21 protein-coding genes are annotated in these 26191 nt (G+C 71.4%); 8 read left to right on the forward strand and 13 right to left on the reverse strand.

Annotation, left to right across the window (positions count from 1 at the left end; translation table 11 throughout):
- Positions 1–2 precede the first annotated feature (2 nt).
- Positions 3–1532 carry a phytoene desaturase family protein gene (gene crtI, locus KALB_RS33090; RefSeq protein WP_025359966.1) on the forward strand — a complete coding sequence of 510 codons (1530 nt, stop codon included), beginning with the start codon at positions 3–5 and terminating at the stop codon, positions 1530–1532.
- A 109-nt stretch (positions 1533–1641) separates the two neighbouring features.
- Positions 1642–2394 (forward strand): lysophospholipid acyltransferase family protein, encoded by a 753-nt coding sequence (locus tag KALB_RS33095; protein ID WP_236650076.1) that lies wholly within the window; start codon positions 1642–1644, stop codon positions 2392–2394.
- Here KALB_RS33095 and KALB_RS33100 read toward each other — a convergent pair.
- The 3 genes from KALB_RS33100 to KALB_RS33110 form a co-directional block, all read right to left on the reverse strand.
- Positions 2383–3123: a hypothetical protein gene (locus KALB_RS33100; protein WP_025359968.1), complete on the reverse strand. Its 741-nt coding sequence runs from the start codon at positions 3121–3123 to the stop codon at positions 2383–2385. The genes KALB_RS33095 and KALB_RS33100 overlap by 12 nt on opposite strands.
- A complete protein-coding gene (locus tag KALB_RS33105) occupies positions 3120–5570 on the reverse strand; it encodes an FUSC family protein (RefSeq protein ID WP_025359969.1) in 2451 nt (816 codons plus the stop codon). Before KALB_RS33105 ends, KALB_RS33100 begins: the two co-directional genes overlap by 4 nt.
- 380 nt (positions 5571–5950) lie before the next feature.
- Positions 5951–6970 (reverse strand): LacI family DNA-binding transcriptional regulator, encoded by a 1020-nt coding sequence (locus KALB_RS33110; RefSeq protein ID WP_025359970.1) that lies wholly within the window; start codon positions 6968–6970, stop codon positions 5951–5953.
- A gap of 120 nt (positions 6971–7090) precedes the next feature.
- On the opposite strand from KALB_RS33110, the gene pgm reads away from it, so the two are divergent.
- Positions 7091–8731: a phosphoglucomutase (alpha-D-glucose-1,6-bisphosphate-dependent) gene (gene pgm, locus KALB_RS33115; protein WP_025359971.1), complete on the forward strand. Its 1641-nt coding sequence runs from the start codon at positions 7091–7093 to the stop codon at positions 8729–8731.
- Positions 8732–9289, forward strand: a complete 558-nt coding sequence (locus KALB_RS33120) for a GNAT family N-acetyltransferase (protein ID WP_025359972.1) — start codon at positions 8732–8734, stop codon at positions 9287–9289.
- Positions 9290–9523: 234 nt separating this feature from the next.
- Here KALB_RS33120 and KALB_RS33125 read toward each other — a convergent pair whose 3' ends face one another.
- Both KALB_RS33125 and KALB_RS33130 read right to left on the reverse strand, forming a co-directional pair.
- The gene (locus KALB_RS33125; RefSeq protein ID WP_030110701.1) at positions 9524–10354 is read right to left on the reverse strand and encodes a crotonase/enoyl-CoA hydratase family protein; all 831 of its coding nucleotides are present in this window, start codon (positions 10352–10354) and stop codon (positions 9524–9526) included.
- Entirely contained in the window at positions 10354–11688 is a 1335-nt protein-coding gene (locus KALB_RS33130; RefSeq protein ID WP_025359974.1) for a flavin-containing monooxygenase, read from the reverse strand. Before KALB_RS33130 ends, KALB_RS33125 begins: the two co-directional genes overlap by 1 nt.
- A gap of 138 nt (positions 11689–11826) precedes the next feature.
- On the opposite strand from KALB_RS33130, the gene KALB_RS33135 reads away from it, so the two are divergent.
- Positions 11827–12486 carry a TetR/AcrR family transcriptional regulator gene (locus KALB_RS33135; RefSeq protein ID WP_025359975.1) on the forward strand — a complete coding sequence of 220 codons (660 nt, stop codon included), beginning with the start codon at positions 11827–11829 and terminating at the stop codon, positions 12484–12486.
- Entirely contained in the window at positions 12462–14141 is a 1680-nt protein-coding gene (locus KALB_RS33140; protein WP_025359976.1) for a GMC family oxidoreductase, read from the forward strand. The genes KALB_RS33135 and KALB_RS33140 overlap by 25 nt, the downstream gene beginning before the upstream one ends.
- On the opposite strand, the gene KALB_RS33145 is transcribed toward KALB_RS33140, so the two are convergent.
- Positions 14131–14700, reverse strand: a complete 570-nt coding sequence (locus KALB_RS33145; RefSeq protein WP_025359977.1) for a TetR/AcrR family transcriptional regulator — start codon at positions 14698–14700, stop codon at positions 14131–14133. The genes KALB_RS33140 and KALB_RS33145 overlap by 11 nt on opposite strands.
- Positions 14701–14716: 16 nt before the next feature.
- Positions 14717–15544, reverse strand: coding sequence for an oxygenase MpaB family protein (locus KALB_RS33150; RefSeq protein ID WP_025359978.1), 828 nt, complete (start codon positions 15542–15544; stop codon positions 14717–14719).
- Between the two features lie 123 nt (positions 15545–15667).
- On the opposite strand from KALB_RS33150, the gene KALB_RS33155 reads away from it, so the two are divergent.
- The gene (locus tag KALB_RS33155; protein WP_025359979.1) at positions 15668–17425 is read left to right on the forward strand and encodes an AMP-dependent synthetase/ligase; all 1758 of its coding nucleotides are present in this window, start codon (positions 15668–15670) and stop codon (positions 17423–17425) included.
- 52 nt (positions 17426–17477) lie between these two features.
- Here KALB_RS33155 and KALB_RS33160 read toward each other — a convergent pair whose 3' ends face one another.
- From KALB_RS33160 to KALB_RS33175, 4 genes are all read right to left on the reverse strand, one after another.
- Positions 17478–20477 carry an alpha-mannosidase gene (locus tag KALB_RS33160; RefSeq protein WP_025359980.1) on the reverse strand — a complete coding sequence of 1000 codons (3000 nt, stop codon included), beginning with the start codon at positions 20475–20477 and terminating at the stop codon, positions 17478–17480.
- Between the two features lie 9 nt (positions 20478–20486).
- Positions 20487–21275, reverse strand: coding sequence for a carbohydrate ABC transporter permease (locus KALB_RS33165; protein WP_201771847.1), 789 nt, complete (start codon positions 21273–21275; stop codon positions 20487–20489).
- Positions 21276–21355: 80 nt separating this feature from the next.
- Positions 21356–22234 carry a carbohydrate ABC transporter permease gene (locus KALB_RS33170; protein ID WP_025359982.1) on the reverse strand — a complete coding sequence of 293 codons (879 nt, stop codon included), beginning with the start codon at positions 22232–22234 and terminating at the stop codon, positions 21356–21358.
- Positions 22231–23526: an ABC transporter substrate-binding protein gene (locus tag KALB_RS33175; protein WP_035975743.1), complete on the reverse strand. Its 1296-nt coding sequence runs from the start codon at positions 23524–23526 to the stop codon at positions 22231–22233. Before KALB_RS33175 ends, KALB_RS33170 begins: the two co-directional genes overlap by 4 nt.
- 183 nt (positions 23527–23709) lie before the next feature.
- On the opposite strand from KALB_RS33175, the gene KALB_RS33180 reads away from it, so the two are divergent.
- Complete coding sequence (locus KALB_RS33180; protein ID WP_025359984.1) at positions 23710–24717, forward strand: LacI family DNA-binding transcriptional regulator; 1008 nt, start codon at positions 23710–23712, stop codon at positions 24715–24717.
- A gap of 3 nt (positions 24718–24720) precedes the next feature.
- Here the strand turns inward: KALB_RS33180 and KALB_RS33185 are convergent, their stop codons facing one another.
- Both KALB_RS33185 and KALB_RS33190 read right to left on the reverse strand, forming a co-directional pair.
- Positions 24721–25155, reverse strand: a complete 435-nt coding sequence (locus KALB_RS33185) for a DoxX family protein (protein WP_025359985.1) — start codon at positions 25153–25155, stop codon at positions 24721–24723.
- Between the two features lie 116 nt (positions 25156–25271).
- On the reverse strand, positions 25272–26174 hold the full coding sequence (locus KALB_RS33190) for a phosphotransferase (protein WP_201771848.1): 903 nt from the start codon (positions 26172–26174) through the stop codon (positions 25272–25274).
- Positions 26175–26191: the final 17 nt, after the last annotated feature.

A 26191-nucleotide genomic window follows, 5' to 3' on the forward strand; every position in this document is an offset into this window, starting at 1 on the left:
CCATGACCAGGACCGTCAAGGGGCGCACCGACCACGTGGTGGTCGTGGGCGCCGGGCTGGCCGGGCTGTCCGCCGCGCTGCACCTGCTGGGCGCGGGCCGCCAGGTGACGTTGATCGAGCGGGACCGGGTGCCCGGGGGCCGTGCGGGCCAGCTGGACCTGGAGGGCTACCGGCTGGACACCGGGCCCACCGTGCTGACCATGCCGGAGCTGCTGGACGAGGCGTTCCACGCCGTCGGCGACTCGCTGTCGCGGCGGCTGGACCTGGTCGCGCTGCACCCGGCGTACCTGGCCCAGTTCCCGGACGGCAGCAGCATCCAGGTGCACAGCGAGGCCGAGGCGATGGAGGCCGAGGTGCGGCGGGTGGCCGGGCCCACCGAGGCCCAGGGCTACCGCAGGCTGCGCCGCTGGCTGACCGAGCTGTACCAGGTGGAGCGGGACCGCTTCATCGGTGCCAACTTCGACTCCCCGCTGGACCTGGTGGGCCCCTCGCTGGCGAAACTGGTCGGCATGGGGGCCTTCGGCAGCCTCGGCGCCAAGATCGGCGGCTTCGTCAGCGACCGGCGGCTGCGGCGGCTGTTCTCCTTCCAGTCCCTCTACGCCGGGGTGGCGCCGGAGCGGGCGCTGGCCGCGTACGCCGTGATCGCGTACATGGACACCGTGGCCGGGGTGTGGTTCCCGCGCGGCGGCATGCGCGCGGTGCCCGAGGCCATGGCCGGGTCGGCCGCCAGGGCCGGCGCGGAGTTCCGGTACGGCACCTCGGTGGCCTGGCTGGAGCGGATCGGCTCCCGGGTGGCCGCCGTGCGCACCACGCACGGGGAGCGCATCCCCTGCGACGCCGTCGTGCTGACCCCGGACCTGCTCGCCTCGTACCGGCTGCTGGGCTACATGCCCCGGCGGCTGGCCCCGCTGCGCTGGTCGCCCTCCGCGGTGGTGCTGCACGCCGGGGTCGACCGGGCGTGGCCGCAACTGGCGCACCACACCCTCTCCTTCGGCGCGGCCTGGCGGCGCACCTTCGAGGAGATCACCAGCACCGGACGGCTGATGAGCGACCCCTCGCTGCTGATCAGCACGCCCACGCTGACCGATCCCTCGCTGGCGCCCGAGGGCAGGCACCTGCTGTCCGTGCTCGCGCCCTGCCCCAACCTCGAGCGCGGGCCGATCGACTGGGAGCGGGTCGGGCCCGCCTACCGGGACGAGCTGGTCGCCGAGCTGGAGCGGCGCGGGCTCACCGGCTTCGACTCCTCCGTGCGCGTGCAGCGGCTGCTGACCCCCGCCGACTGGGCGGACATGGGGCTGGCCGCGGGCACGCCTTTCGCCGCGGCGCACACCTTCGCGCAGACCGGGCCGTTCCGGCCGCGCAACCTGATCCGCGGCATCGACAACGTGGTGCTCGCCGGGTGCGGCACGACCCCGGGGGTGGGCATCCCGCCGGTACTGATCTCCGGCAGGCTGGCCGCCGACCGGATCACCGGCGGCTCGGTGCGCCGTGCGGGCTCGGCACGCCCGGACCTGGCCCGGTCGGCGACCTGAGCCCCAGTGCCATGAAAGTGCCGTTCCTGGCGTTGAACGCCAGGAACGGCACTTTCATGGCACCCCCGGGGGTGAGAACCGCGGGACGAGCCCCGTGCGAAAGTAGGGTGTGCTGGTTCCCGGAGAGGTCGACACCGCGCCGAGAGGGGTGCGGGCCAAGCTCGCGCTGACGGCCCGCCTGCCCCGGCGTGGCCGCGGTTTCTGGTTCAGCCTGGCGATCGACCTGCTGTGGCCGTTCGTCATGGTGTTCACCAGGTCCAGCTGGCGCGGCGGCCAGCACCTGCCCAGCAGCGGCCCGGTGTTGGTGGCCAGCAACCACCTGTCCTTCGCCGACCCGGTCACGGTGACGGCGTACGTGCTCTCGCACGGGCGGATTCCGCGCTACCTGGCCAAGGCGAGCCTGTGGCGCATCCCCGTGGTGCGCTGGGTGCTCAGCTCCGGCAAGCACATCCCGGTGCACCGCGGCAGCACGAAGGCCACCGACGCCTACCGGGACGCGGTCCGCTCGATCGAGGACGGGCAGTGCGTGCTGTTCTTCCCCGAGGGCACGTTCACCCGTGATCCCCACGGCTGGCCCTCGGTGGCCCAGGCCAAGAGCGGGGTCGCACGGCTGGCGCTGGCCACCCGCGCGCCGGTGGTGCCGATCGGCCACTGGGGCACCCAACACCTGCTTCCGCGCAAGGTCTACTTCCCGAAGTTGCTGCCGCGCAAGGCGATCGGCGTGCAGGCCGGCCCGCCGGTCGACCTGTCGGACCTGTACGGGCTGGAGCCGACCGCGGCCGTGGTGCGCGAGGCCAACGAGCGGATCATGGCGGCGATCACCGCGCAACTGGAGTCGGTGCGGGGCGAGTCAGCGCCCTAGCTCGGCGAGCGCCTGCACGTACCGGTCCGGGTGCTGCCGCAGGGTCCGCGCCAGCAGCCGGAACGCCGCGTCCCGGTCCACGCCCGCGTCCAACAGCCGTTGCGCGGCCTGCCACACCTGCGGCGGGTCGTTGTGCCACAACTGGTTCGCGACCGCCTCGGCCGCCGGCTCGGACTCGCGGGAGCGCACCAGCAGGCCGCGGTCCTCCTCGTCGGCGGGGTCGAGCGAGGTCGGCTCCTGCGGTACCGCGAAGCCCCGGCGTGCGACCGCCTCGGCCACCGCCTCGGCGTCACCGGGATCCACACCGTCCAAGTAGGACTGGAACGAGTGCACCGCGTGCCGGAACTCCTCGACCTCCTGCTCGCACCGGGCCGTGATGTAGGGCAGCTGCTCCACCAGTTCCGTTCTGTCCTCTTCGGACAGTCGGCCCCGCCGCGCGGCCCATTCCGCCCACCGGGGCAGTACTTCCGGCAGCGCGGCGATCTCCTCGTACACGGCTTCCCCGTTGACGGCCCAGGACACCAGGTCGCGCAGTCCCCGGGGGCTCACGGCGAGCGGGTGCCCGAGCCGTTCGAAGCCGTGCTCGATGATCAGGTCCACGACCTCCTCGTCCCGGACCTCGTTGTCAGCGAGGAACTCGGCCGCGAGCTCCGCCGCGCTCAGCTCGGGCAGGGCCGCCGGGTTCCGCTCGCGCTTGGCCTGCTTCTTGCTGCCACGCTTGGTCGTCACGAAGCTTCCCCTTGCCACGCCTCAGGATCCCGGATGAGCACGACGTCGCGGGTGTGCGGGCCCGCGCCGAGGGTGACCAGGTCGGCGGTGGGCTGCCTGCCGGGGCTGGAGGCCACCAGCAGGTACGTGCCGGTCGCGGGCACCTCGATGCGGTACCTGCCGTCGTCGGCGGGGCTGGACCGGCCGACCTGGCGGCCCCGCTGGTCGACCAGGGTCAGCGCGGCCTCGGCCAGCGGCCTGCCCCGGTCGTCGCGGACCTGGCCGAGCAGCCGGGCGGTGGTGGTGTCGGTGTCCTCACTGGGCTCGGTGGCCGCGTCGGCCTCCAGCCCGAGCGGGCGGCCCAGCGCGAGGACCAGCTCGTCGAGGTGGTCGAAGGCCGCGGTGACCAGCCGGGCCGCCGCCTCGTCCGGTTCGGCCGGGTCCTCGGCGAGGTGCCTGGGCCGCACGTGGCTGGTCAGGCTGTCGCCCGCGACCACCTCGCGGGGCGCCTGCTCGGTGTCGGGGTCCAGCGCCGCGATCAGCCGGTCCAGGTTGCCCGCGATGCGCTGCCCGGTCCTGGGCAGCCGCTCGTCCCCGGCCAGCAGGGCGGGCTCGGCGTTGGCGGCCAGGCTGCGCGCGTAGTAGGTGCAGCTGGCCAACAGGGTCAGCAGGCGGCGCAGGTCGCTGCGCTGCGCCCGGTAGGGGCTGATCACGTGCACCATCGGCTCGGCGGCCTTGCGCAGCTCCGCGAACCGCTTGTCGATCTCCCTGGTCTGGTCGATCAGGTCCACCGCCTCGGCCTCGCGCAGCAGGCCCACCGAGTGGTCCACGAACTCGCGCAGCCCGCGCAGCACCTCGGCCACGTCCGAGCGGATCGTGGCCCGCGTCCGCGTGGGCAGCACCAGCACCGCCGCCAGCCCGCCCGCCACCGCGCCGATGGCCGTCTCCTCCAGGCGCAGCACCAGCAGCTCCGGGGTGAAGGTCCCCAGCAGGCTGTAGAGCAGGCCGAGCATCATCGTCATGAAGAAGGTCATCAGGCCGTAGGAGACCTGGACCACGTAGACGCCGAGGAACACGCAGCCCACGATCAGCACCAGGATCAGCTGGGCGTGCCCGGCGACCAGGGTGGCCGCCACCATGCCCGCGAGGATGCCCAGCAGGGTGCCCACGGTGCGGCGGAACCCGCGGATGAGGATGTCCCCGCGCGAGGTCGTGTTCGCGAACACCAGGAAGGCCGTGATCACCGCCCAGTACCAGCGCTGCTCGGACAGCAGCTCCCCGCCCAGGATCGCCAGGCCCGCGCCCACGGTCGCCTGGATCGCCTGCCTGGTGGTCAGCCGCAGCCCGGTCGAGCCCTCGGCCTGCTCCTCCGGCTCGTCCTGCTCCTCGACACTGCGGTGCCTGCCCGCCTCCTCCGGCTTGTCCGCCTCCAGCGCGGGCGGCAGGTCGGTCTCCAGCTCGCGGCGCGCGCTGGTGATGCTCACCGCCAGCTCCCGCACGGCGCGGCGCAGGCCGTTGACGGCCGGTCCGCCGTCCAGGGCGTCGAGCATGCGGCCGTAGTCGGTGAGCCGGTCCATGGACAGCTCGTCCTCGAAGGCCATCGCCGGGCGCGGGTCCCGACCGGCAAGCCGCCGCAACTCGTACAGCTCGGCCACCAGGGCCGCCCGCACCTGCGGCGGCAGCTGCACGCACACCGCCCGCCGCGCGGCCACCGCCAGCCGCTCCCCCGCCAGCTCCACGTCCACCACGTCGGTCTGCCACGCCTCGAACTGGTCCTCACCGACCAGGCTCGCCAGCTCCGCCTCGATCATCAGCGCGCACTCGTGCAGCCGGGTCACCCTGAGCCGCAGCACCTCCTGGCGCCGCTCGTCGGGGGCCTCCACCAGGTGCGCCACCGCCTCCACCAGCTGCCCCATGCGCGCGCGGAAGGCCGCCACCACGCGGCGCAGCACCAGGCGCGGCCTGCGCGGCAGCAGCACGAAGTGGCCCAGCGCCGAGCAGGCCAGCGCCACCCCGATCGCCAGCAGCAGCTGCGGCAGCTGGCTGGGCACCGCGTGGATGAACAGCGAGAAGAAGAAGGTCATGAAGGCGACCATGCCCACCGCGAACCCGCGCGGGGCGTACCTGCGCAGGTACACCGCGATGAAGATGATCACCAGGAAGACCAGGTCGGCCACGGTCGGCAAGGGCTCCAGCAACGCGCTGACCGTGATCGACACGCCCGCCGCGACCGGCAGCAGCAGGAAGGTCACCGCCTTGGCCCCGGTGCTCGCGTCGTTCACCGACATCGCCGACATCATCGCCACGATCGTGCCCAGCATGACCGCGGTGATCGCCTGGCCGGTCAGCGCCAGCACGCCGATGGCCAGCACCACGCTGACCAGGGTGCGCAGTGCCATGCGCAGCCGGATCGCGCCGGGGTCGGCCGCCGCGAACCGGTCCAGCACCGCGTCGAACACACGCCTCATGCCCTAATCCATACCTGGTCGGCCGCCCGCCGACCCGGTCAACCCCCGGTTGTGCTGGTGGGCGGGGTCGCCGCGCCGTCACGAAGGTGCCCTTTGGGACGTTGACCGCCCTGAACGGCACCTTCGCGACACTGGCGGGGCGCCGCCGCACCACCGGGCCGGGTCGCCACCGGGCGCCGCCGCGCCGTCACGAAGGGCACCTTCGAGACGTTCAGCGTCTCGAAGGTGCCCTTGACGACAGGTCCGACCGGGTTGTCCACCGGCGCCGACTTATCCACATGTGGATCTTGGCGAAGATCAACTGTCGGGGGTGGGCGGTAGACTGGTACCGGGGTCGCCCCCCTGGGAGTGGCGGGGGATGTTCATCGGTAGAGCGGCGATCACGCCGAGCGGCGGACCACCAGCTGGGGGCGCACCACGGGGCGCTGGGCGGGGCTGGGGGCGCGGTCGGCGAGGATCAGCGCGACCTGCTCCACGGCGAGCTCGCCGAGTCGGCGCTTGTCGATGTGCAGGGTGGTCAGCGGCGGGTCGATGAGCTCCCCGAGTTGCAGCCCGTCGAAGCCGAGCACCGCGCAGTCCTCGGGCACGCCGCGGCCACGGCGGCGCGCGGCCTGCACGGCGCCGACGGCGATCAGGTCGTTGAACGCGAACACGGCGGTGGTGTCGGGGTGCTCGGTGAGCAGTTCGTCCATCGCGGTGAACCCGCCCAGCACGGACTGGTCGCACACGTGCACCCAGTGCTGGTCCACCGGCAGCCCGAACTCCTCGGCCACGGTCAGGAAGTGCAGCCGTCTGTCGTTCTGCGCGCTCTGCGCGGGGTAGGGCGCCCCGTCGAGCATGCCGATGCGGGTGTGCCCGCTGGACACCAGGTGGCGCATGCCCGCACGGACCCCGGCCTCCACGTCGATGCCCACCGACCCGAGCCGCGGCGACTGGCTGGACCGCTCCAGCAGCACCAGCGGCACCCCGGCGGCGTGCCGCTCCAGCACCTCGTCGGGGCTGCCCAGGTAGCCCACGATCGCGTCGGCCTGGTGCGCCAGCACCTCCAGCGCGCTCAGCTCCTTGTCCAGCCGGTACTGGGTGTCGCACACGACCACGTGCCAGCCCCGGTTCTCGGCCGCGGCCAGCACCCCGGCGGCCACCTCGGGGAAGAAGGGGTTCACCAGGTCGGAGATGATCAGCCCGACGGTGGTGGTGTCCTGTTTGACCAGTCCGCGCGCGAACCTGCTCGGCCGGTACCCGAGGGTGCGCACGGCCTCCAGCACCCGCTGCTTGGTGCTGGGGGTTATCTCCGCCATGTCGTTGACCGCACGGGAAACCGTCTGCCGGGACACACCCGCCAGTCTGGCCACGTCCTCGATGGTGGCGCGGCCACGCCGCCCCGGTCCTGATCCTGTCATGCCCGTCCTCAATCACTGCCCCCGGTTGCCCCGAATACCTGATTGCATCGCGGGGTGCCTGGGAAACCGCCAGCTGGGTGAGACAATGCGCGCGTCGATCACCGATGCCGAGGAGCGTTGATGTCCGTGGACCCCAGGGCCGGCCAGCTCGCAAGCCCATCAGACCTGGTCGACCTCGCGAAACTGGTGACCGCGTACTACCGCGACCAACCCGATCCGGCCGTGGCCGAGCAGCGCGTGGCCTTCGGCACCTCCGGGCACCGGGGCTCCTCGTTCGCTTGTGGTTTCAACGAGAACCACATCCTGGCGACCAGCCAGGCGATCTGCGAGTACCGCGCGGGCAAGGGCATCGACGGCCCGCTGTTCCTGGGCAAGGACACGCACGCGCTGTCCGAGCCCGCGTTCGTCTCCGCGCTGGAGGTGTTCGCCGCCAACGGGGTCCGCGTGCTGGTCGACAGCAGGGACGGCTACACGCCCACCCCGGCGCTGTCCCGGGCGATCCTGGTGCACAACGCGCGGGGCCGCGACACCGCGGACGGCGTGGTGATCACCCCCTCGCACAACCCGCCGCGTGACGGCGGCTTCAAGTACAACCCGCCCAACGGCGGACCGGCCGACACCGACATCACCCGCTGGATCCAGGACCGCGCCAACGAGTTGCTGGCCCAGGACCTCAAGGGCGTGCGCCGCATCCCCTACGGCAGGGCACGTGCGGCCGACACCACCGGGACCTACGACTTCCTCGACGCCTACGTCGGCGACCTGGCCGAGGCCGTGGACCTGGCGGCGGTCCGGTCATCGGGCGTTCGGATCGGCGCGGACCCGTTGGGCGGGGCCAGCGTTGCCTACTGGTCGGAGATCGCCGATCGCTACGGGCTGGACCTGACCGTGGTGAACCCCTTGGTGGACGGCACGTTCCGGTTCATGACCCTGGACTGGGACGGCAAGATCCGGATGGACTGCTCCTCGCCGAGCGCGATGGCCTCGCTGATCTCCCGGCGCGCCGAGTTCGACCTGGCCACCGGCAACGACGCGGACGCCGACCGGCACGGCATCGTCACCCCCGACGCCGGTCTGCTCAACCCGAACCACTTCCTCGCCGTGGCCATCGACTACCTGTTCCGCCACCGGGACGGCTGGTCGGCGGCGGCAGTCGTGGGCAAGACCCTGGTCAGCTCCTCAATGATCGACCGGGTGACCGCGAGCCTGGGCAGGCGGCTGGTCGAGGTGCCGGTGGGCTTCAAGTGGTTCGTGCCCGGCCTGCTGGACGGCTCGGTGGCCTTCGGCGGGGAGGAGAGCGCGGGCGCCTCGTTCCTGCGCCGCGACGGCCAGGTCTGGACCACCGACAAGGACGGGCTGCTGCTCTGCCTGCTCGCGGCGGAGATCACCGCGGTCACCGGTGCCTCGCCCAGCCAGCGGTACGTGGAGCTGACCGAGCGCTTCGGCGCCCCGACCTACGCCAGGGTGGACGCACCGGCGACCCGCGAGCAGAAGGCCGCGCTGGGCAAGCTGTCCCCCGAGGCGGTGACCGCGACCGAGCTCGCGGGCGACCCGATCACGGCGCGGCTGACCAGCGCTCCTGGCAACGGTGCGGCGCTGGGCGGGCTCAAGGTCGTCACGGAAAACGGCTGGTTCGCGGCCCGTCCTTCGGGTACTGAGGACGTTTACAAAATCTACGCTGAGAGCTTCACCGGCCCCGAGCACCTCGCCACGATCCAGCAGGAGGCCCGGGAGGTGGTGGGCCAGGCACTGGGGGGATGAGTGCGGCCGATCGAGACCGAGCGCCTGCTGTTGCGCGCCTTCACCGAGGACGACTTCGAGGGCCTGCGGGCGGTCCAGTCCGACCCCGAGGTCACGCGGTACCTGTACTACGAACCCCGCTCCGAGCAGGAGGTGCGCGAGGCGCTGCGGTTGCGCATCCTGCGGACCTCGCTGGAACCGGCCAGCGGCGAGGCCGAGCACGCCGTGGTCGAGCACGCGGTCGTGCTGCGCGAGACCGGGGAGCTGATCGGTGACGTGCAGGTCGCCCTGGTCAGCGCCGAGCACCGGACGGGTGAGATCGGGTTCGTGTTCCACCCGGCGCACCACGGCCGGGGCTACGCCGGGGAGGCAGCGCGGGCCGTGCTGCGTTCTGGTTTCCACGACCACGGTCTGCACCGGATCATCGGCCGCTGCGACGCGCGCAACACCGCGTCCTCGGGCCTGATGGAACGGCTCGGGATGCGGCGCGAGGCGCATTTCGTGCGCAACGAGTTCGTCAAGGGCGAGTGGTGCGACGAGCTGGTCTACGCGGTGCTGGCCGAGGAGTGGGAGTCCTGACGAGTTGGCCGCGGCGAGCGCACGGCAGGGCGGGACTCGCAGGCACCAGAGCGGGACTCGCAGGCGGCAGGGCGGGACTCGCACGCTCAAGAGCGGGACTCGCGGGCGGCTGAGCGGGACTCGTGCGCCTGAGAGCGGGACTCACGCGCCGCAGGGCGGGACTCGCGCGGTTGTGGGCGGGACTCGCGGGCACGAAGCCGGCGAGTCCCGCCCACAGGGCGACGAGTCCCGTTCTCAGCGGCCCTGGAACTCCGGCGGGCGGCGCTCGACGAAGGCCTGCACGGCCTCGCCCAGGTCCTTGCTGGGCAGGAACGCGGCGTTCCAGGCGCCGACGTAGCGCAGACCGGCGGCGACCTGCGGGCCCCGCACGGCGTCGAGCACGTCCTTGGCGCCCTGCACCACCAGCGGCGGGTTGGCGGCGATCTCGGCGGCCAGTTCGCGCGCGGCCCGCAGCGTGGCCTCCTGGTCCGGGTACACGTCGTTGACCAGGCCGATCCGCTCGGCGCGGCGGGCGTCCACGTCCTTGCCGGTGAAGGCCAGCTCCCGCAGATGGCCCTCGCCGATGATGCCGGCGAGCCGCTGCAGGCTGCCCAGGTCGGCGACGATGGCCACCTTGACCTCGCGCACGCTGAACTTGGCGTCCTCGCTGGCCACCCGGATGTCGGCGGCGGCGACCACGTCCACCCCGCCGCCGATGCACCAGCCGGACACCGCGGCGATCACCGGCTTGCGGCAGGCCGCGACCGAGGTGACGGCCTGCTGAAGGCGGCGCAGGTCGTCCAGGAAGCGGGTGCGCGGCTCGGCCAGCGCGCCGTCCCCCAGCAGCTCGGCCCAGCTGGGCATCATGGCGGGCAGGTCCAGCCCGTAGGAGAAGTGCTTGCCGCTGCCGGTCAGCACGACCGCGCGGACCTGCGGGTCGGCGTCCAGGGCGCCGAACACCAGCGGCAGCTCGCGCCAGAAGTCCGGCCCCATGGCGTTGCCCTTGCCGGGCCCGAGCAGCGTGACCTCGGCGACGTGTCCCCTGACCTCGACGGACAGGGACACGAGCTTCTCATCTTCCAGCATTACTGGACGGTAACCGACGGCTTCGGGCGGCTGTCAACCGCACGGGCCCTGCGCAGCTCGGCGAGGTAGTCCAGGAAGTCGACCTGGATGGTGTGCCGCTTGGAGCTGACGTAGCGGCGCCGCAGCGCGGCCCGGTACTCGCGGATCTCCCGGTGCATGGCCGCGGTGCCGGGCAGCCGGACCCGGCCCTGGATCAGGTCGGCGATCCAGTGCGACTGGGCCTCGGCCAGCGGCATGATCGCGCCGAGGGGCTGGATCAGGCCCAGGAAGTACAGCCCGGGGTGGTCCGGGGGCACGACCCGGTGGAACAGCGCGACCTCGTTGTCCGCGCTGGTGATCACCGACTCGTCCAGGAACGGGAAGGTGATCCGGTACCCGGTGCAGTACACGACAACGTCGATCCGCTCGCTGGAGCCGTCCACGAAGTGCACGGTGTCGCCCTCGAACCGGGCGATGTTCGGCCGCACGGCGATGTCCCCGTGGCCCAGGCGGGTCAGCAGGTCGTCGGAGATCGTCGGGTGGGCCGAGAGCACCTTGTGGTCCGGCTCGGGCAGGCCGAAGCCGGTGACCCTGCCGCGCGCCACCGCGAGCAGCAGGCGCAGGGTCAGCCGCCGCAACCAGAACGGGCCCTTGGCCACCGGCGAGGTGGTGAGGTGGTCGGTGGGCACGCCGAACAGGTACTTGGGCAGGATGTGTGCCCCGCGCCGCATCGCCAGGAAGGTCCGCTCCGCCACGCGCGAGGTCTCCACCGCGATGTCGCAGGCGGAGTTGCCGATGCCCAGTACCAGCACGCGCTTGCCCACGTACGGCTGGAACTCGCGGTAGTGGTGGGAGTGCACCTGCTCCCCGGTGAACGTGTCGGCCCCGGGGAAGGCCGGATCGGGCCAGCGCGGGTTCCAGTGGTGGCCGTTGGCGACCAGCACCGAGTGGTAGTGCTCGGTGTGCTCGGTGCCGCAATCCCGTTGCCGCGTGGTGACTTCGTAGCCCCCGCCCGGTGCGGGCCGCACGGCGGTGACCTCGGTGCGGAAGGTGATCCGCTCGCGCAGCCCGAAGTGGTCGACGAAGTCGTCGAAGTAGCGCGCGATCTGGAAGTGGCTGGGATAGGCGGGCAGGTCCTCGGGCATCGGGTAGCTGGCGTACTGCATCAGCTGGCGAGAGGTGTTGATGTGCAGGGACCGGTACGCCGAGGACATGTTGTTGTCGTTGCCGTACCGCCAGTTCCCGCCCACCTCGGAGCCGACCTCGAAGCAGTCGAAGCCGATGCCGCGTTCGGCGAGCACCTGGCAGGCCGCGATGCCGGAGGACCCCGCCCCGATGATGCAGACCTCGCCCATGCGCCGCCTCCCCGTCGAGGTTATGACCAGGTGGTCATTGCGCAGCATCGACCCGGTTGACCAGCACTGTCAACAACAACCCCCCGTACGGTGCACGCCCTGTTGACAGGGGTCCGGCCCCGTGGTGACCTGGTGGTCATGCCGACGAGCACCTGGCACAACCTCGAGGTCGAGCGCCGCGAACGGGTGCTCGACGCCGCGATGGCCGAGTTCGGCGCCCACGGCTACTCCGCGGGCAGCCTGAACGTCATCGCCCGCAACGCCGGCGTGGCGAAGGGCTCGCTGTTCCAGTACTTCACCGACAAGTTCGACTTCTACGCGCACGTCACCGAACACGTCGCGGCACAGGTGCGCGCGGCCATGCAGCCCTGGCTCGTGCTCCCGGCGGGCCGCCCGTTCGCCGAGTTCCTGCTCGACGGGGTGATGGCCTGGATCGACTACTTCGGCAGCCACCCGGTGCAGCGCGGGGTCACCGCGGCCACCATGCTGGAGATGGACCCCACCGTGCGGGCGGCCGTGCGCACGCCCGTGCACCGCATGTACGGCGAAGGTCTGCGGCCCTTGCTGGAGCAGGCCCGCCAGGTGGGTGAACTGCCCGCCGACACGGATCTGGAGATCGTGCTGGCGATGCTGGTGATGGTGCTGCCACAGCTGGCGCTCGCCCCGTTCGAGCCCGGGCTGGACCCGGTCATCCCCCTGTACGGCAAGACTTCCGCCGAGCTGCGGGCACCGGTCCGCCGACTGCTCGGCGCCACCCTGCGAGGTGATCCGCGATGGTCCACTACGACGTCCTCGTGATCGGCTCCGGGTTCGGCGGCAGCGTCACGGCGCTGCGGCTGACCGAGAAGGGCTACCGGGTCGGCGTGCTGGAGGCGGGCCGCCGGTTCGAGGACTCCAACTACGCCAAGAACTCCTGGCACGTCCGGGACTATCTGTTCGCGCCCGGCCTGGGCTGTTACGGCATCCTGCGCATCACCGCCCTGCGCGACGTGTTGGTCTACAGCGGGGCCGGGGTGGGCGGCGGTTCCCTGGGTTACGCCAACACCCTGTACGAGCCGCCGGAGCCGTTCTACCGGGACGCGCAGTGGGCGCACATCACCGACTGGCGTGCCGAGCTGGCCCCGTACTACGACCAGGCCAAGCGCATGCTGGGCGTGGTGGAGAACCCGGCGACGACGGCGCCCGACCGGGTGCTGCGGGCGGTGGCCGAGGACATGGGTGTGGGCAGGACCTACCGGCGCACACCGGTCGGCGTCTACTTCGGGGAGCGGGCCGGGCAGGAGGCCGAGGACCCGTTCTTCGGCGGGGTGGGCCCGCGACGCACCGGGTGCCAGCTCTGCGGCGAGTGCATGACCGGGTGCCGGCACAACGCGAAGAACACGCTGCCGAAGAACTACCTGTACCTGGCGGAGAAGGCGGGCGCCGTGGTGCACCCGCTGACCACGGCGTGCGACGTGCGCCCGAGGGCGGGCGGCGGTTACCTCGTCACGACCGTCCGAACTGGACAGAAGCTGCGCAGGGGCCGGACCCTGTTCACCGCCGACCAGGTGGTGTTCTCCTCGGCGGCACTGGGCACGCAGCGACTGCTGCACAGCTTGCGCGACAGGGGTTCGCTGCCGAACATCTCGCGGCGGCTCGGGCACCTGAGCCGCACCAACTCCGAGGCCGTGATCGGCGTGCGCGCCCGCGGTGGCGAGGTGGACTACAGCCGGGGCGTGGCGATCACCTCCTCGATCCACCCCGACGAGGTCACGCACGTGGAGCCGGTGCGCTACGGGCGCGACAGCAACCTGCTCGCGCTGATGCAGGCGATGATGGTCGACGGCGGGCCGAGACGGCTGCTGCGCGGGCTGGGCCAGATGGCCCGCAACTGGCGTGACCTGCCCGCGCTGCACACGCCGCGGCACTGGTCGGAGCGGTCGATCATCCTGCTGGTGATGCAGACCCTGGACAACTCGATCACCACCTACACCCGGCGAACCCTGTTGGGGCGCAGGAAGATGACCACCCGGCAGGGCGACGGGCAGCCGAACCCGAGCTGGATCCCGATCGGCCACCGGGTGGCCCGCGAGGTGGCCAGGCGCGTGGACGGGGTGCCCGGCGGCACCTGGGGCGATCTGCTGAACATGCCGACCACGGCGCACTTCATCGGCGGCTGCCCGATCGGGGACAGCGCCGGGACCGGGGTGGTCGACCCGTACCACCGCCTGTACGGCCATCCCGGCCTGCACGTGGTGGACGGCTCCACGATCTCCGCCAACCTCGGGGTCAACCCCTCGCTGACGATCACCGCCCAGGCCGAGCGCGCGATGGCGTTGTGGCCCAACAAGGACGAGCCCGATCCGCGGCCACCGCTGGGCGCCGACTACCGGCGGATCGGCCCCGTGGCGCCGAACCGGCCCGTGGTGCCCGAGGCCGCACCGGGCGCGCTGCGGCTCCCGCTCACGCCATGAGCGGTGCCAGGTAGACGGTGGCGAAGGCGCGCACCGACTCGTCGTCCTCCAGCCCGAGCACGCTGGTGGGGTTGAGGGTGAAGGAGATCGCCAACCGCACCAGCAGCTCGGCGAGCACGCGCGGGTCCCGCCCGCCGGACAGCTCCGGGCCGCCCGCCTCGCGGTACTGCGCCACCAGGAACTCGCTGGCCGCCGCGATGACCCCGCCCGCGCGCAGGGTCATGTACGGCAGCAGTTCCTCCGGGTCGCTGACCAGCAGCCGGGTCAGCAGCGCGTCGGTGCGCACGTAGCGCAGGCCCACCACGAAGCCCTCGACGAGCCGCTCGCGGGCGGTGGGCAGCGGGCCGATCTCGGCCACGATGCCGCTGAAGAACCGGTAGCTCTCCCGCACCAGCGCGGCCTGCACCAAGGCGTTCTTGCTCTCGAACCGGCGGTACACCGTGGCCCTGGACAGCCCGGCCCTGCGCGCGACGTTGTCCACATTGGTGCGCCGCAACCCGTAGTCGCGCAGCTCCTCCGTGGCGGCGTCGAGGATCAGGTCTTCCACCGTCGGTTCCATGGTGCGACCGACGCTATCAGGCAGCGGCGGCCACCCTGCGCATCGCGGCCCGGGAGCGCGGCGAGTAGCGCAGCCGGTGCGGCAGCACGGTCCAGACCGCCTTGACGACCTTGGCGAACAGCCGCAGCCTGCGCTCGTCGCGCGCGGTCCAGGTCTGCCCGATGCGCTCGCGCAGCGCCGGGTGCAGGGTGCCCACGCTGACCCACCACAGCAGCCGTCCCATCGGCTTGCGGCCCAGCCGGTACAGCGGGGCGGGCACCCCGGGCATCGTCTCCGGCGGGTGGTCCACGAAGCCCATCAGCCCCTCGGCGACCGGGGTGATCTCCAGTTCCTCGCGGCACATGTGGTCGAGGTAGGCCTCGAAGGCGGGCCAGTCCCGGGGCACGTCCCGCATGCTGACCCCGTAGAGCCGGTACCCGGCCAGGGTCTCCTGGTAGAGCCGTTCCTTCTCGGCCTCGGTGAAGGGCCGCTCGAACAGTTCCATGGCGCGCACCATCGTCTCGAAGATCGTGGCGTGCGCCCAGAAGTACGTGCCGGGGTCCAGCGCGTGGTAGCGGCGGCCCTGCTCGTCGGTGCCCTTGACGGTGTGGTGGTAGCCGGTGATCCGCTTCGCGGTGGCCTCCGCCTCGGGCCAGTCGAAGGTGACGCCCTGGATCTCCGGCACCGAGCGCACGATGCGCTCCCAGGGCTCGCCGAAGAAGTCCGAATGTTCTCGAACACCTGCCCCGAGGCCCGGGTGCATCAGTTGCAGCAGACCGGCCCTGACCAGCAGCAACAACACCCTGTTGTCCCCGCCGTAGCGCCAGTGCAACGAGCGGGGGCCGACCAGGTCGGTGTCCGTCATGACGCCTCCCGAACCGATGAGACGAATCCGTTTCTTTGTATCACGATTGCTCTGCTGTGTCACCGGGTACACCGGCCCGCCGAACTGTTAACGTCAGGCATCTCGGTGTGGCGAGGAGGATTGATGTCGGCTCCGGCGGAGACGCTGTGCGGCGCCTTCCAGGCCACCGCAGCCCGACACCCCAGGCTGGTCGCACTGCGCACCCCCGCCGACGCGGTGGCCATCACCTGGCGCGAGTACGCGGCGCGGGTCCGCCGCATCGCCACCGGCCTGGCCAAACTGGGCGTGGCGCGCGGGCACACCGTGGCGCTGATGATGGGCAACCGGCCCGAGTTCCACCTGGTCGACACCGCGGCGTTCCACCTGGGCGCCACCCCGTTCTCGCTGTACAACGCCTCCACCCCCGAGCAGGTGCAGGACCTGGTCGGCCAGGCGGGCAGCCGGGTCGTGGTGTGCGAGCAGCGGTTCCTGCCGCAGGTCACGGCCGGGCGCGCGGGCACCGCGGTGGAGCACGTGGTGTGCGTGGACGGCGAGGCCGAGGGCACCACCTCGCTGGCCAAGCTGGAGACCAGTCGCCTGCGAGGCTTCGACTTCGAGCAGACCTGGCGCGCGGTCGAGCCGCGGGACGCGCTCACGCTGATCTACACGGCGGGCACCACCGGCGCACCCAAGGGCGTGGAGCTGAGCCACCGCGCGATGCTCGCCGCCGTCGCGGGCAGCAACGCCGTGCTGGACGTGGGCCCGCGGGACCGGATCCTGTCCTTCCTGCCCGCGGCGCACGTGGCCGACCGCTGGGGCACGCACTACAGCCAGATCGTGACCGGCATGCAGGTGACCTGCCTGGCCGACCGGCGGGCCCTGCTGCCCGCGCTGGTGGAGACCCGGCCCACCGTGCTCGGTTCCGTGCCGCAGGTCTGGGACCGGCTGCGCGCCAGCGTGGACGCGCTGATCCAGGGCGAGGCCGACCCGGTGCGCCGCTCCGCACTGCGCGAGGCCGTGGAACTGGGCGTGCAGGTGGCCCGGCACGGCAGGCAGGACGAGGAACTCTGGTCGCGCTACCGGGCGCTGGACGAGTGGGTACTCGCCCCGTTACGAGCGATGATCGGCTTCGACCGGGTCAGGGTCGCGCTGTGCGGGGCCGCGCCGATCAGCGTGGAGACCGTGGAGTTCGTCAACGCGCTGGGAGTGCCCCTGATCGAGGGCTGGGGCATGTCCGAGGTGAGCGGACTCGCCACGATGAACCCCTTGGACGCCAACAGGATCGGCACCGTGGGCAGGGCACTGCCCGGGGTCGAGCTGAGGCTGGCCGCCGACGGGGAGCTGCTCGTGCGCGGCGAGGTGCTGCTCAGCGGCTACCGGGACGACCCGGCGCGCACCGCCGAGGTGGTCGACCCCGAGGGCTGGCTGCACACCGGGGACATCGCCAGCATCGACGAGGACGGCTACGTGCGGATCGTGGACCGCAAGGCCGAGCTGATCGTCAACGCCGAGGGCCACAGCATCTCGCCGACCGCCGTCGAGTCCGCCGTGCGCGCCGAGTGCCCGCTGATCGGGCAGCTCGCCGTGATCGGTGACCGGCGGCCGTACAACGTGGCGCTGGTCGTGCTGGACCCTGATGCCGTGAAGTCCTTCGCCCGCGACAACGGGCTGCCCGAGGAGCCCGAGACCTGGGCCGCCGACCCCGCCGTGCTGGCCGCCGTCGAGGCCGGGATCATGGCGGGCAACGAACGTCTGTCCACTGTGGAGCGAGTTGAGCGGTTCACCGTGCTCGCCACCGGCTGGCGGCCCGGCGGCACCGAGCTGACCCACACGCTGCGCCTGCGCCGCGCACCCATCGCCGAGAAGTACGCCGCCGAGATCGAGCAGCTCTACTCGCCATGAAAGTGCCGTTCCTGGCACCTGACGCCAGGAACGGCACTTTCATGGCACAGCGTTACCGGCTCAGCCGCACCGTGAGCACCTGGAAGGGCCTCAGCTGGAGCGGGACCCCGCCCCCGACCACGTCCAGGTCGTTCAGCGGCCGCTCCAGCAGGTCGGTCTCCCGCGCCCCGGTCAGCGCGAACGAGGTGCCCAGCGTGGCCTTGGCCCGCCCGCCGAGTGACTCGTAGAGCCGCACCACCACGTCACCGGACCGGTCGTCGGCGGCCTTCACGGCCTCCACCACGATCGCCGGGTTGTCCACGGTGACAACGGGTTCGACCCCGGCGCCACCGGTGACGACCCGCTCCGGCAGGTTGATCCGGTAGCCCTCGCGCACGGCGTCGGCGATCTGCGCGCCGGGCACCAGCGCGTAGGACAGCCGGTGCACGCCCTGGTCGGTCAGCGGGTCCGGGAAGCGGGGCGCCCGCAGCAGTGAGAGCCGCACGGTGGTGGTCGTGCCGCCGTCAGGCCGGGTGGACCGGGTCACGTCGTGCCCGTAGGTGGAGTCGTTGACCACGGCCACGCCGTAACCGGGCTCGCCCACGTGCACCCAGCGGTGCGCGCAGATCTCGAACTTGGCGGCGTCCCAGGAGGTGTTGACGTGCGTGGGCCGGTGCAGGTGACCGAACTGGGTCTCCGAGGTGGACCGGTCGGCGTGCACGTCGAGCGGGAACGCCACCTTGAGGAACTTCTCCACCTCCTGCCAGTCGACCTCGGTCGCCACGTCCAGGCGGCGCTGACCGGCGCGCAGGCGCAGCACCTGCGTGACGGTGGACTGCCCGAAGGTCCGCCGCACCCGGACCGCACCGACCCCGGGGCCCTCGTCGAGCACGGTGATCTCGTCCACCTGCGTGAGGTCCACGAGGTTGTTGCGGTAGAACGGGTCCACGTCCCAGGCGTCCCACTGGTTGGGGATGTCCACGTGCAACTGGAGCAGGTTGCCCACGGCGCCGGGGGCCAGCACCTCACGGTCGGCGACCAGGTCGTGCACGGAGGTGACCAGGCCCCGCTCGTCGATGCGGACCCGTAGCACCCCGTTGTCCAGCAAGGAAGGGTCGGCGGTCACCGAGTTCTCCTCGGCACGCGGCACATCGGCACCGAGACCGTCCACACCGGACCGTCCGTGCGGGGCGGCGTTGAAGACGATCGAGTGGGAACCGTTACCCGCCAAGGTGGTCAGCGCGCGGTCGATGATCGCTTTGAGCTCCTTGGCGACCTGCGCGTAGGTGATCTCGGCCTCGCGGTGCACCCAGGCGATGGAGCTGCCCGGCAGGATGTCGTGGAACTGGTGCAGCAGCACGGTCTTCCACAACCGGTCCAGGTCCTCGTACGGGTAGTCGAAACCGCCCGCGAGCAACGCGGCCGTGGACCACAGCTCGGCCTCGCGCAACAGGTGCTCGCTGCGCCGGTTGCCCTGCTTGGTGCGGGCCTGCGTGGTGTAGGTGGCGCGGTGCTTCTCCAGGTACAGCTCGCCCGACCAGACCGGGGCGTCCGGGTACTCCGCCTCGGCCGCGGCGAAGAACCTCGCGGGCGGCTCGATGGTCACCCGCGGCGAGCCCTCCAGGTCGGCGACCCTGCGGGCGGCCTCCAGCATCTCGCGGGTGGGACCGCCGCCGCCGTCGCCGTAGCCGAAGGGCACCAGCGAGCGGGTCGCCCGGCCGTGTTCGGAGAACTGCCTGCTGGCCCGGGCCAGGTCCGCGCCGAGCAGGTCGGAGTTGTAGGTGTCCACCGGCGGGAAGTGGGTGAAGACCTGGCTGCCGTCGATGCCCTCCCACCAGAAGCTGTGGTGCGGGAACCGGTTGATTTGGTTCCAGGACAGCTTCTGGGTGAGGAACCAGCGCGAGCCGGACAGCTTCACCAGCTGGGGCAGCGCGGCGCTGTAGCCGAAGGAGTCGGGCAGCCAGACCTCCTCGGTCTCCACCCCGAACTCCTCCAGGAAGAACCGCTTGCCGTGCACGAACTGGCGGGCCATCGCCTCACCGCCGGGCATGTTGGTGTCCGACTCCACCCACATGCCGCCAACGGGCACGAACTGCCCGCTCGCGACCCGCTCCTTGACGCGCTGGTAGACCTCCGGGTGGTTGTCCTTGATCCACGCGTACTGCTGGGCCTGGGAGCAGGCGAACACGAAGTCCGGGTAGTCAGCCATCAGCGCGGTCACGTTGGAGAAGGTGCGCGCGCACTTGCGTACGGTCTCCCGCAACGGCCACAGCCAGGCCGAGTCGATGTGCGCGTGACCGGCCGCGGAGATGCGGTGCGCGCTGGCGTTGGCGGGCTTGGCCAGCACCTCGGCCAGCTCGGCGCGAGCGGCGCTGGCCGTGCCCGGCACGTCCTGGAAGTCCAGCCGGTCCAGGGCCCGGTCCAGCGCGCGCAGGATCTCCCAGCGCCGCGGGTCGTGGTCCACCAGTTCCCGCTTGAGGCTGTCCAGCACCTCGATGTCCAGCACCAGCTGCCACACCTCGCGGTGGAACACGGCCAGGTCCGCGCGCACCACGTGGTAGATCGGATCGGTGCCCGCGGTCGCCTTGTCCCCCAACGGGGTCGGGTGGAACGGCTCCACGTCCAGGATCACCGGGTTCGCCGCGGCCTCCACGAAGAAGTCCACGACCTCCCCGCCGGAGACCGAGACGCTCACCGGCAGGTGCGTGCTGCGCGGGGCCAGGCCCTTGATCGGCTTGCCCTCCGGGGTGTAGGCCAGCCCCTCGGACTGGAAGCCCGGCCCCGGGTGGGTGAAACCCAGGTCCACCACGGCTTCCACGTGCTCGCCCGCCCACTCGGCGGGCACGGTGCCGGTCATCCGGAACCAGCTCGTCGCCCAGGGGGCGCCCCAGGCGTCGCCGACCTTGGCCGGGGTGTACTCGGCGGCAAGCGCCTGCGCCACCGGCACCGGCTCGCCCGGCGCGTGCCAGACGGTCAGCTGGAGGGGCACCGCGCGGCCGTACACCGCGGGGCGGATCCGGTCGCGGAGGGTCCTGCTGAGCCGTTCCTCCAGCAGACTGCGATCATCGTGCATCTGGGCTCCTCACCCCTTGACAGCTCCTTCGCCAACGCCGCGGAAGAAGTGCTTCTGGGCCACCGTGAACAACAGCACCAGCGGGGCCACCGCGATCATCGTGCCCGCCGCGATCAGCCGCTGGTCGTTGACGAACGTACCCTGCAGGTAGCTCAGTCCGATGGTGAGCGTGTAGCGGGACGGGTCGCTGAGCACGATCAACGGCCACAGGAAGTCGTCCCAGCTGTACATGAACGAGAACACCGCCACCACGACCACCGTGCCCCGCGCCGAGGGCAGAGCGATGCGGGTGAACCGTTGCCAGGCGTTGGCCCCGTCGATCAGCGCCGCCTCCTCCACCGCCCCGGGCAGCGCGAGAAAGGCGTTGCGCATCAACAACACGTTCAGCGCGCTGATCGCCCCGGGCAGCACCACCGCCACCAGCGTGTTGTTCAGCTGCAACGAGCGCATCACCAGGAACAGCGCCACCATGATCGCCTCGAAGGGCACCAGCAGGCTGCCCAGGAACACCGCCGTCGCCAGCCCGCGACCGCGGAAACGCAGGCGGGCCAGGGCGTACCCGGCCAGGCTCGCGCCCACGCAGTTGGTCACCACGTTGGCCACCGCCACCAGCAGCGAGTTCAGCGCGAAGGACCAGACCGGCACGGCCTCGCCGACCCGCGCGTAGTTGCCCGGGGTCAGCTCGTGCGGGAAGAAGCTCGGCGGCACCGAGTAGATGTCCTCCGACAGGCCCTTGAGCGAGGTGGACAGCTGCCACAGGAACGGCCCCACGGTGATCGCCAGCACCAGGAGCAGCAACAGGTACCGCCCGACCTGAGCGCCATGAAAGTGCCGTTCCTGGCGTTGAGTGCCAGGAACGGCACTTTCATGGCACCCGCTCATGACGCCGCCTCGTTGCGGTCCAGCCGGGAGGTGGCGACGAGCAGGCCCAGGGTGAGCAGGAACAGCACCACGCTCAACGCCGAGGAATAACCGAGGTCCCCGCGCAACCCGGTGCCGACCTGTTCGATCAGCATGACCAGGGTGGTGTCCGCGCCGCCCGGCCCGCCGGCGGGCCCGCCGAGCAGATACACCTCGGAGAACACGCGGAAGGCCGACACCGCGGAGAGCACGGCGACGAGCACCATGGTGGGCCGCAGGGCGGGCAGCGTGACCGAGAGCAGGCGCCGGAACCGGCCCGCGCCGTCGACCTGTGCGGCCTCGTGCAGCTCGCGCGGCACGGACCCGAGCGCGGCCAGGTAGATGACCATGTAGTAGCCCAGGCCCCGCCACACGGTGACCAGCATGGCGCTGAGGATCAGCAGCCACTGGTCGGTGAGGAACGGGATCGGGGTGCGCAGCACACCGAGTGCCTGCAACACGCCGTTGACCAACCCGCGGGTGTCCAGCAGCCAGGACCAGATCAGCCCCACCACGACCACCGAGGCGATCACCGGGGTGAAGAAGGCGGTGCGGAAGAACGTGATACCGGGCAGTTTGCGCCGCACCAGCAGGGCGAGCAGCAGCGGCAGGACGACCAGCGCGGGCGCGACCACGACCACGTACAGGGCGCTGTTGCCAGCGGCGGTCCAGAAGGCCGGGTCGTGCAGCAGGCGGCCGAAGTTGTCCAGGCCGGTGAAGCGCCCGCCGCCGATGGTCCTGGCGTTGGTGAACGCGAGGATCACGGTGTTGACGAAGGGGAACAGGCTGAACCCGATCACCGCCACCAGACTCGGCAGCAGGAACAGCCAGGGGGTCAGCCAGTGCTGACGGCTCATCCCGCGAGGAGCTTGTCGCACTGCGCCACGACCTCGTCCAGTGCCTGCTTGGCGGACTTCTTGCCCAGCATGGCCTCGGCCAGCTGCTGCTGCAACACCGTGAGCATCTGGTCGCTCCACTGCACGGGCGTGTAGTTGACCGCCGTGCCCAGCTGCTTGGCGGCGGCGACCCGCACCTTGGCCTCGTCCGTGCCGTCGGACTTGCTGAAGTACGGGTCGTCCATGGTGCCCTTGGTGCTGGGGAAGATGTTCACCAGCTTGGCGAAGGCGAGCTGGTTCTCCGCGTTGGTCACGAACCGGGCGAAGGCCAGCGCGGTCGGCTTGTTCTTGCTGCTCTCCGGCACCGACAGGCCCTGCACGAACATGGTGGCGTGCCCGGTGTTGGTGATCGGCTTGGTGATGCCCACGTTCGGGTACAGGCTGGGCGCGTTGGTCTTGAAGTTGCTCAGGTCGTACGCGGAACCGGGCGCCCAGGCGATCTGCTGGTTCATGAACTTGGTGCCCGCGCCGGTGTAGTTGGCGGTCAACGCCTCGGGGATGAGCGCGCCGGCGTCGTAGAGCTTCTTGTACAGCTCCACGAACCGCACGCCCTTGTCCTCGTTGAACGTGAACCTCGTGCCGCCGGGGTCCATCACGTTCACCCCGTACAGCGCGAAGTCGGCGATCACCGGGGTGAGGCCGAGCATGGCGATCTTGCGGTCGCTGTGCTGGGCCATGGCCAGCGCGGCCGACTCCAGCTCGGCGTAGGTGGTCGGCGGGTGCTCGGCGTCCAGCCCGGCCTGGGTGAACAGGGCCTTGTTGTAGAACACCGGCCCGGTGTTGAGATACCAGGGGAAGCCGTAGGAACCGCTCTGGCCGGGCAGGGCGTAGGCCGACCACGCGTTGTCCAGGTAGTCCTTGGCCGCGTCGGGCATCGCGGAGCCGATGTCCACCAGCAGCTTCTGCTTGGCCAGCGGGTAGCTCAGGTCCGGCGGCATGTTGACCACGTCGGGCAGCGCGCCCGCCGCGGCGTCGGCGGTGACCTTCTTCAGGTAGCCGTCGGCGGGCTGGTCCACCCAGTTCACCGTCGTGCCGGGGTGGGCCTGCTGGAACCTGGTCACCAGGCCGTTGAGGTAGTCGGTGTACTTGGGCTTGAGCGCCCAGGTCTGGAAGGTGATGCTGCCCTTGACCTCGCCGGTCACCGGGCCGCCCGCCGCACCGGGGTCCCCGCCGGACAGACCGCAGCCGGTGGCGGCCAGCGCCGTTGCGCAGGCCAGGCCCACGAGGAACCCGCGTCGGGACAGGGAATTCATCCGCACACCGCCCAATACCGGTAGAGCCGAATTGGCGCCGCCACTCTCGCAAACGCCCTCCTGGACTGTCAACAGTCGAATCTGTCCTGGTAGAGGCCTTGACAGGACAGGGCGCGTGACCGATGCTGCGTTCGAGATAAACCGGTTTAGCGCTGATGCTGAACCGGTTTAGGAAGGTGCCTGGTGAAACGACCGACGATCATGGACATCGCGCGCAGGGCAGGGGTGTCCAAGGGCGCGGTCTCGATGGCGCTCAACGGGCAGCCGGGGGTCTCCGAGGCCACCCGGCGACGCATCCTGCAGGTGGCCCAGGAGCTGGACTGGCACCCGAACAACGCCGCGCGGGCGCTGTCGGCGGCACGGGCGGGCGCGATCGGGCTGGTGCTGGCCAGGCCAGCGCGGACCCTCGGCGTGGAGCCGTTCTTCTTCCAGCTCATCTCCGGCCTACAGGCGGAGTTGTCCGAGCGGCGGATAGCCCTGCTGCTCCAAGTGGTCGACGACCACGTAGCCGAGATGGAGCTGTACCGGCAGTGGTGGTCCGAGCGCCGGGTGGACGGGGTGTTCGTGATCGACCTGCGCGCCCAGGACGAGCGCGTGCGGCTGCTGGAGAAGCTCGGGCTGCCCGCGCTGGTGATCGGCGGACCGGGCCACCACGGGGAACTGCCGAGCGTGTGGGCCGACGACGCGCACGGGATGCGCTCGATCGTGACGCACCTGACCGGCTTGGGGCACAAGAGGATCGCCCGCGTGGCGGGCCTGCCCGAACTGCTGCACACCCAGCGGCGCACGGCGGCCTTCCGCGAGGCCACCCGGGGCCTGGCCGGGTGGACGGTGAGCACCGACTACTCCGGGGAGCAGGGCGCGGAGGCGACCCGGCGCCTGCTGGCGGCGCCCGAGCCGCCCACCGCGATCGTCTATGACAACGACGTGATGGCGGTGGCGGGGGTCGCGGTGGCCGCCGAACTGGGCGTGCCAGTGCCCGAACGGCTCTCGGTCGTGGCCTGGGACGACTCCCCGCTGTGCCAGTTGCTGCACCCGCAGCTCACGGCGCTGACCCGGGACACCTTCGCCTTCGGCGCGCGGGCGGCCCGGGCCCTGCTCGACGTGCTGGACGGCGCGGGGGGTGGCGATCTGGAAGACCACGTTCCCGAACTGGTGGCCCGGGAGAGCACCGCTCCCCCCGCACAGTAAGCCTCACTCGGTGACGGCAGCTCCGACCGCGGGCCGCGAGGAGTTCGCGGTGGCGCGCCTGAGCAGGCGGTCCACCGACCACGCGCCCGGGCCGATGACCACGATCAGCAGGAAGGCCCAGCAGAACAGCACCGAGAGCTCACCCTGGTTGAGCAAGGGGAAAAACCCCTTCGGGGCGTGCGCGGTGAAGTAGGCGTAGGCCATGGACCCCGAGCAGATCAGCGCGGCGATCCGGGTGAACAGGCCCAACGCCACCAGCGCACCACCGACCAGCTGGATCGCGGCCGCCCACCAGCTGGGCCACACCGGGAACGCGACCGCGCCCTTGCTGCCCAGCACACCGAACAGGCTGGCCGCGCCGTGGCACACGAACAGCGCGCCGACGATTAATCGGAACAGGGACAGGACGGGCTCTCGTGCTTGGTCGAGCAGTCGCATGACGGGCATCTCCTCCGCGGCGGACGGCGGCCTTTCACTGTTGGGGCGATTGTTCACATGCGAACGAGTTACCGGAAGCGTTGACCGTTGCCCCGAGAGTTAACAAATGCGACATCTCACCGCCAGCCTGGCAGCCTCCGCCGCAGCCAGCGCAGCGCGACCTCACCCTGCAACCGCTGGAACTCGCGCAGTTGGGGCAGCCCCGGCACGGGCGGCCGGAGCGCTCCGGTGACGAAATAGCCGGTGAACCCGGCCAGCACGGCGGTGATCCGATCCGGGTCGACCCGCCTGCTCACCTCGTGCTCGGCCAGCACCGACTCGGGATCGGGGCCACCTTGCAGCACCACGCTGGGCAGGAACGCGAGCAGGTCGAACCACGGCGCGGCGAGCACCGCGGCCGGCCAGTCAACGAAGATCACATCCTCGGCGGTGAGCAACAGGTTGTCCGCGCGCAGGTCCCCGTGTACCAGGGTGTGCCCGGCGCAGGCCGCACCGCCGCGCGCGGCGAGGTCCGCCAGCCGGTCCAGGTTCCTGGCGGCCCAGGGGTCCAGCCGCTCGTCGGGCCGCACCTTCGCCCAGCCGGTGAACCCCTCGGTCATTATGTCCACAGTGGACGGAGCCTGGACCGGCGCCGGGGTCAGCGCGGACCACAGCCGGGGCAGGGCGTCGAGCACCCGCCGCAACTGGTCGGGCCGCCACGGCAGCTCGGGCGTGCGGCCGTCCACCTCCTCGAAGACCAGCACCACCCAGCCGTCCAGTTCCCAGCTGCCCAGCAATCTCGGCACGGGCGCCGCGGCGGGCAGCGCGGCGCTGATCGCCGCCTCCCGCCGGTAGAACCCGCCGAGTCGGGATTCGGTTCCGGGCCGACCGCCTTGACGAAGGCGCCCCGCCCGTCGGCCAGGGACAGCCTGGCCGCCAGCGCGGGTGAGAAGCCACCCGGCTGGCTGCGCGCGGAGACGACCGGTGATCCCAGGAAGGAATCGACCGATGCTCGGATCTGCTCGGGCACGGCCGACCACCGCACGCGGTTGCCGCC

The organism is Kutzneria viridogrisea DSM 43870 (genome assembly GCF_000525635.1).
In the GTDB taxonomy this organism is placed as follows: Bacteria; Actinomycetota; Actinomycetes; order Mycobacteriales; family Pseudonocardiaceae; genus Kutzneria; species Kutzneria viridogrisea.

Excerpts from the sequence above, each read along its gene's own strand:
- crtI (WP_025359966.1), top strand. The coding sequence starts at position 3 with ATGACCAGGACCGTCAAGGGGCGCACCGACCACGTGGTGGTCGTGGGC.
- KALB_RS33105 (WP_025359969.1), bottom strand. The coding sequence starts at position 5,570 with ATGAGGCGTGTGTTCGACGCGGTGCTGGACCGGTTCGCGGCGGCCGAC.
- KALB_RS33110 (WP_025359970.1), bottom strand. The coding sequence starts at position 6,970 with ATGACAGGATCAGGACCGGGGCGGCGTGGCCGCGCCACCATCGAGGAC.
- pgm (WP_025359971.1), top strand. The coding sequence starts at position 7,091 with ATGTCCGTGGACCCCAGGGCCGGCCAGCTCGCAAGCCCATCAGACCTG.
- KALB_RS33125 (WP_030110701.1), bottom strand. The coding sequence starts at position 10,354 with ATGCTGGAAGATGAGAAGCTCGTGTCCCTGTCCGTCGAGGTCAGGGGA.
- KALB_RS33130 (WP_025359974.1), bottom strand. The coding sequence starts at position 11,688 with ATGGGCGAGGTCTGCATCATCGGGGCGGGGTCCTCCGGCATCGCGGCC.
- KALB_RS33135 (WP_025359975.1), top strand. The coding sequence starts at position 11,827 with ATGCCGACGAGCACCTGGCACAACCTCGAGGTCGAGCGCCGCGAACGG.
- KALB_RS33140 (WP_025359976.1), top strand. The coding sequence starts at position 12,462 with ATGGTCCACTACGACGTCCTCGTGATCGGCTCCGGGTTCGGCGGCAGC.
- KALB_RS33145 (WP_025359977.1), bottom strand. The coding sequence starts at position 14,700 with ATGGAACCGACGGTGGAAGACCTGATCCTCGACGCCGCCACGGAGGAG.
- KALB_RS33150 (WP_025359978.1), bottom strand. The coding sequence starts at position 15,544 with ATGACGGACACCGACCTGGTCGGCCCCCGCTCGTTGCACTGGCGCTAC.
- KALB_RS33155 (WP_025359979.1), top strand. The coding sequence starts at position 15,668 with ATGTCGGCTCCGGCGGAGACGCTGTGCGGCGCCTTCCAGGCCACCGCA.
- KALB_RS33160 (WP_025359980.1), bottom strand. The coding sequence starts at position 20,477 with ATGCACGATGATCGCAGTCTGCTGGAGGAACGGCTCAGCAGGACCCTC.
- KALB_RS33170 (WP_025359982.1), bottom strand. The coding sequence starts at position 22,234 with ATGAGCCGTCAGCACTGGCTGACCCCCTGGCTGTTCCTGCTGCCGAGT.
- KALB_RS33175 (WP_035975743.1), bottom strand. The coding sequence starts at position 23,526 with ATGAATTCCCTGTCCCGACGCGGGTTCCTCGTGGGCCTGGCCTGCGCA.
- KALB_RS33185 (WP_025359985.1), bottom strand. The coding sequence starts at position 25,155 with ATGCGACTGCTCGACCAAGCACGAGAGCCCGTCCTGTCCCTGTTCCGA.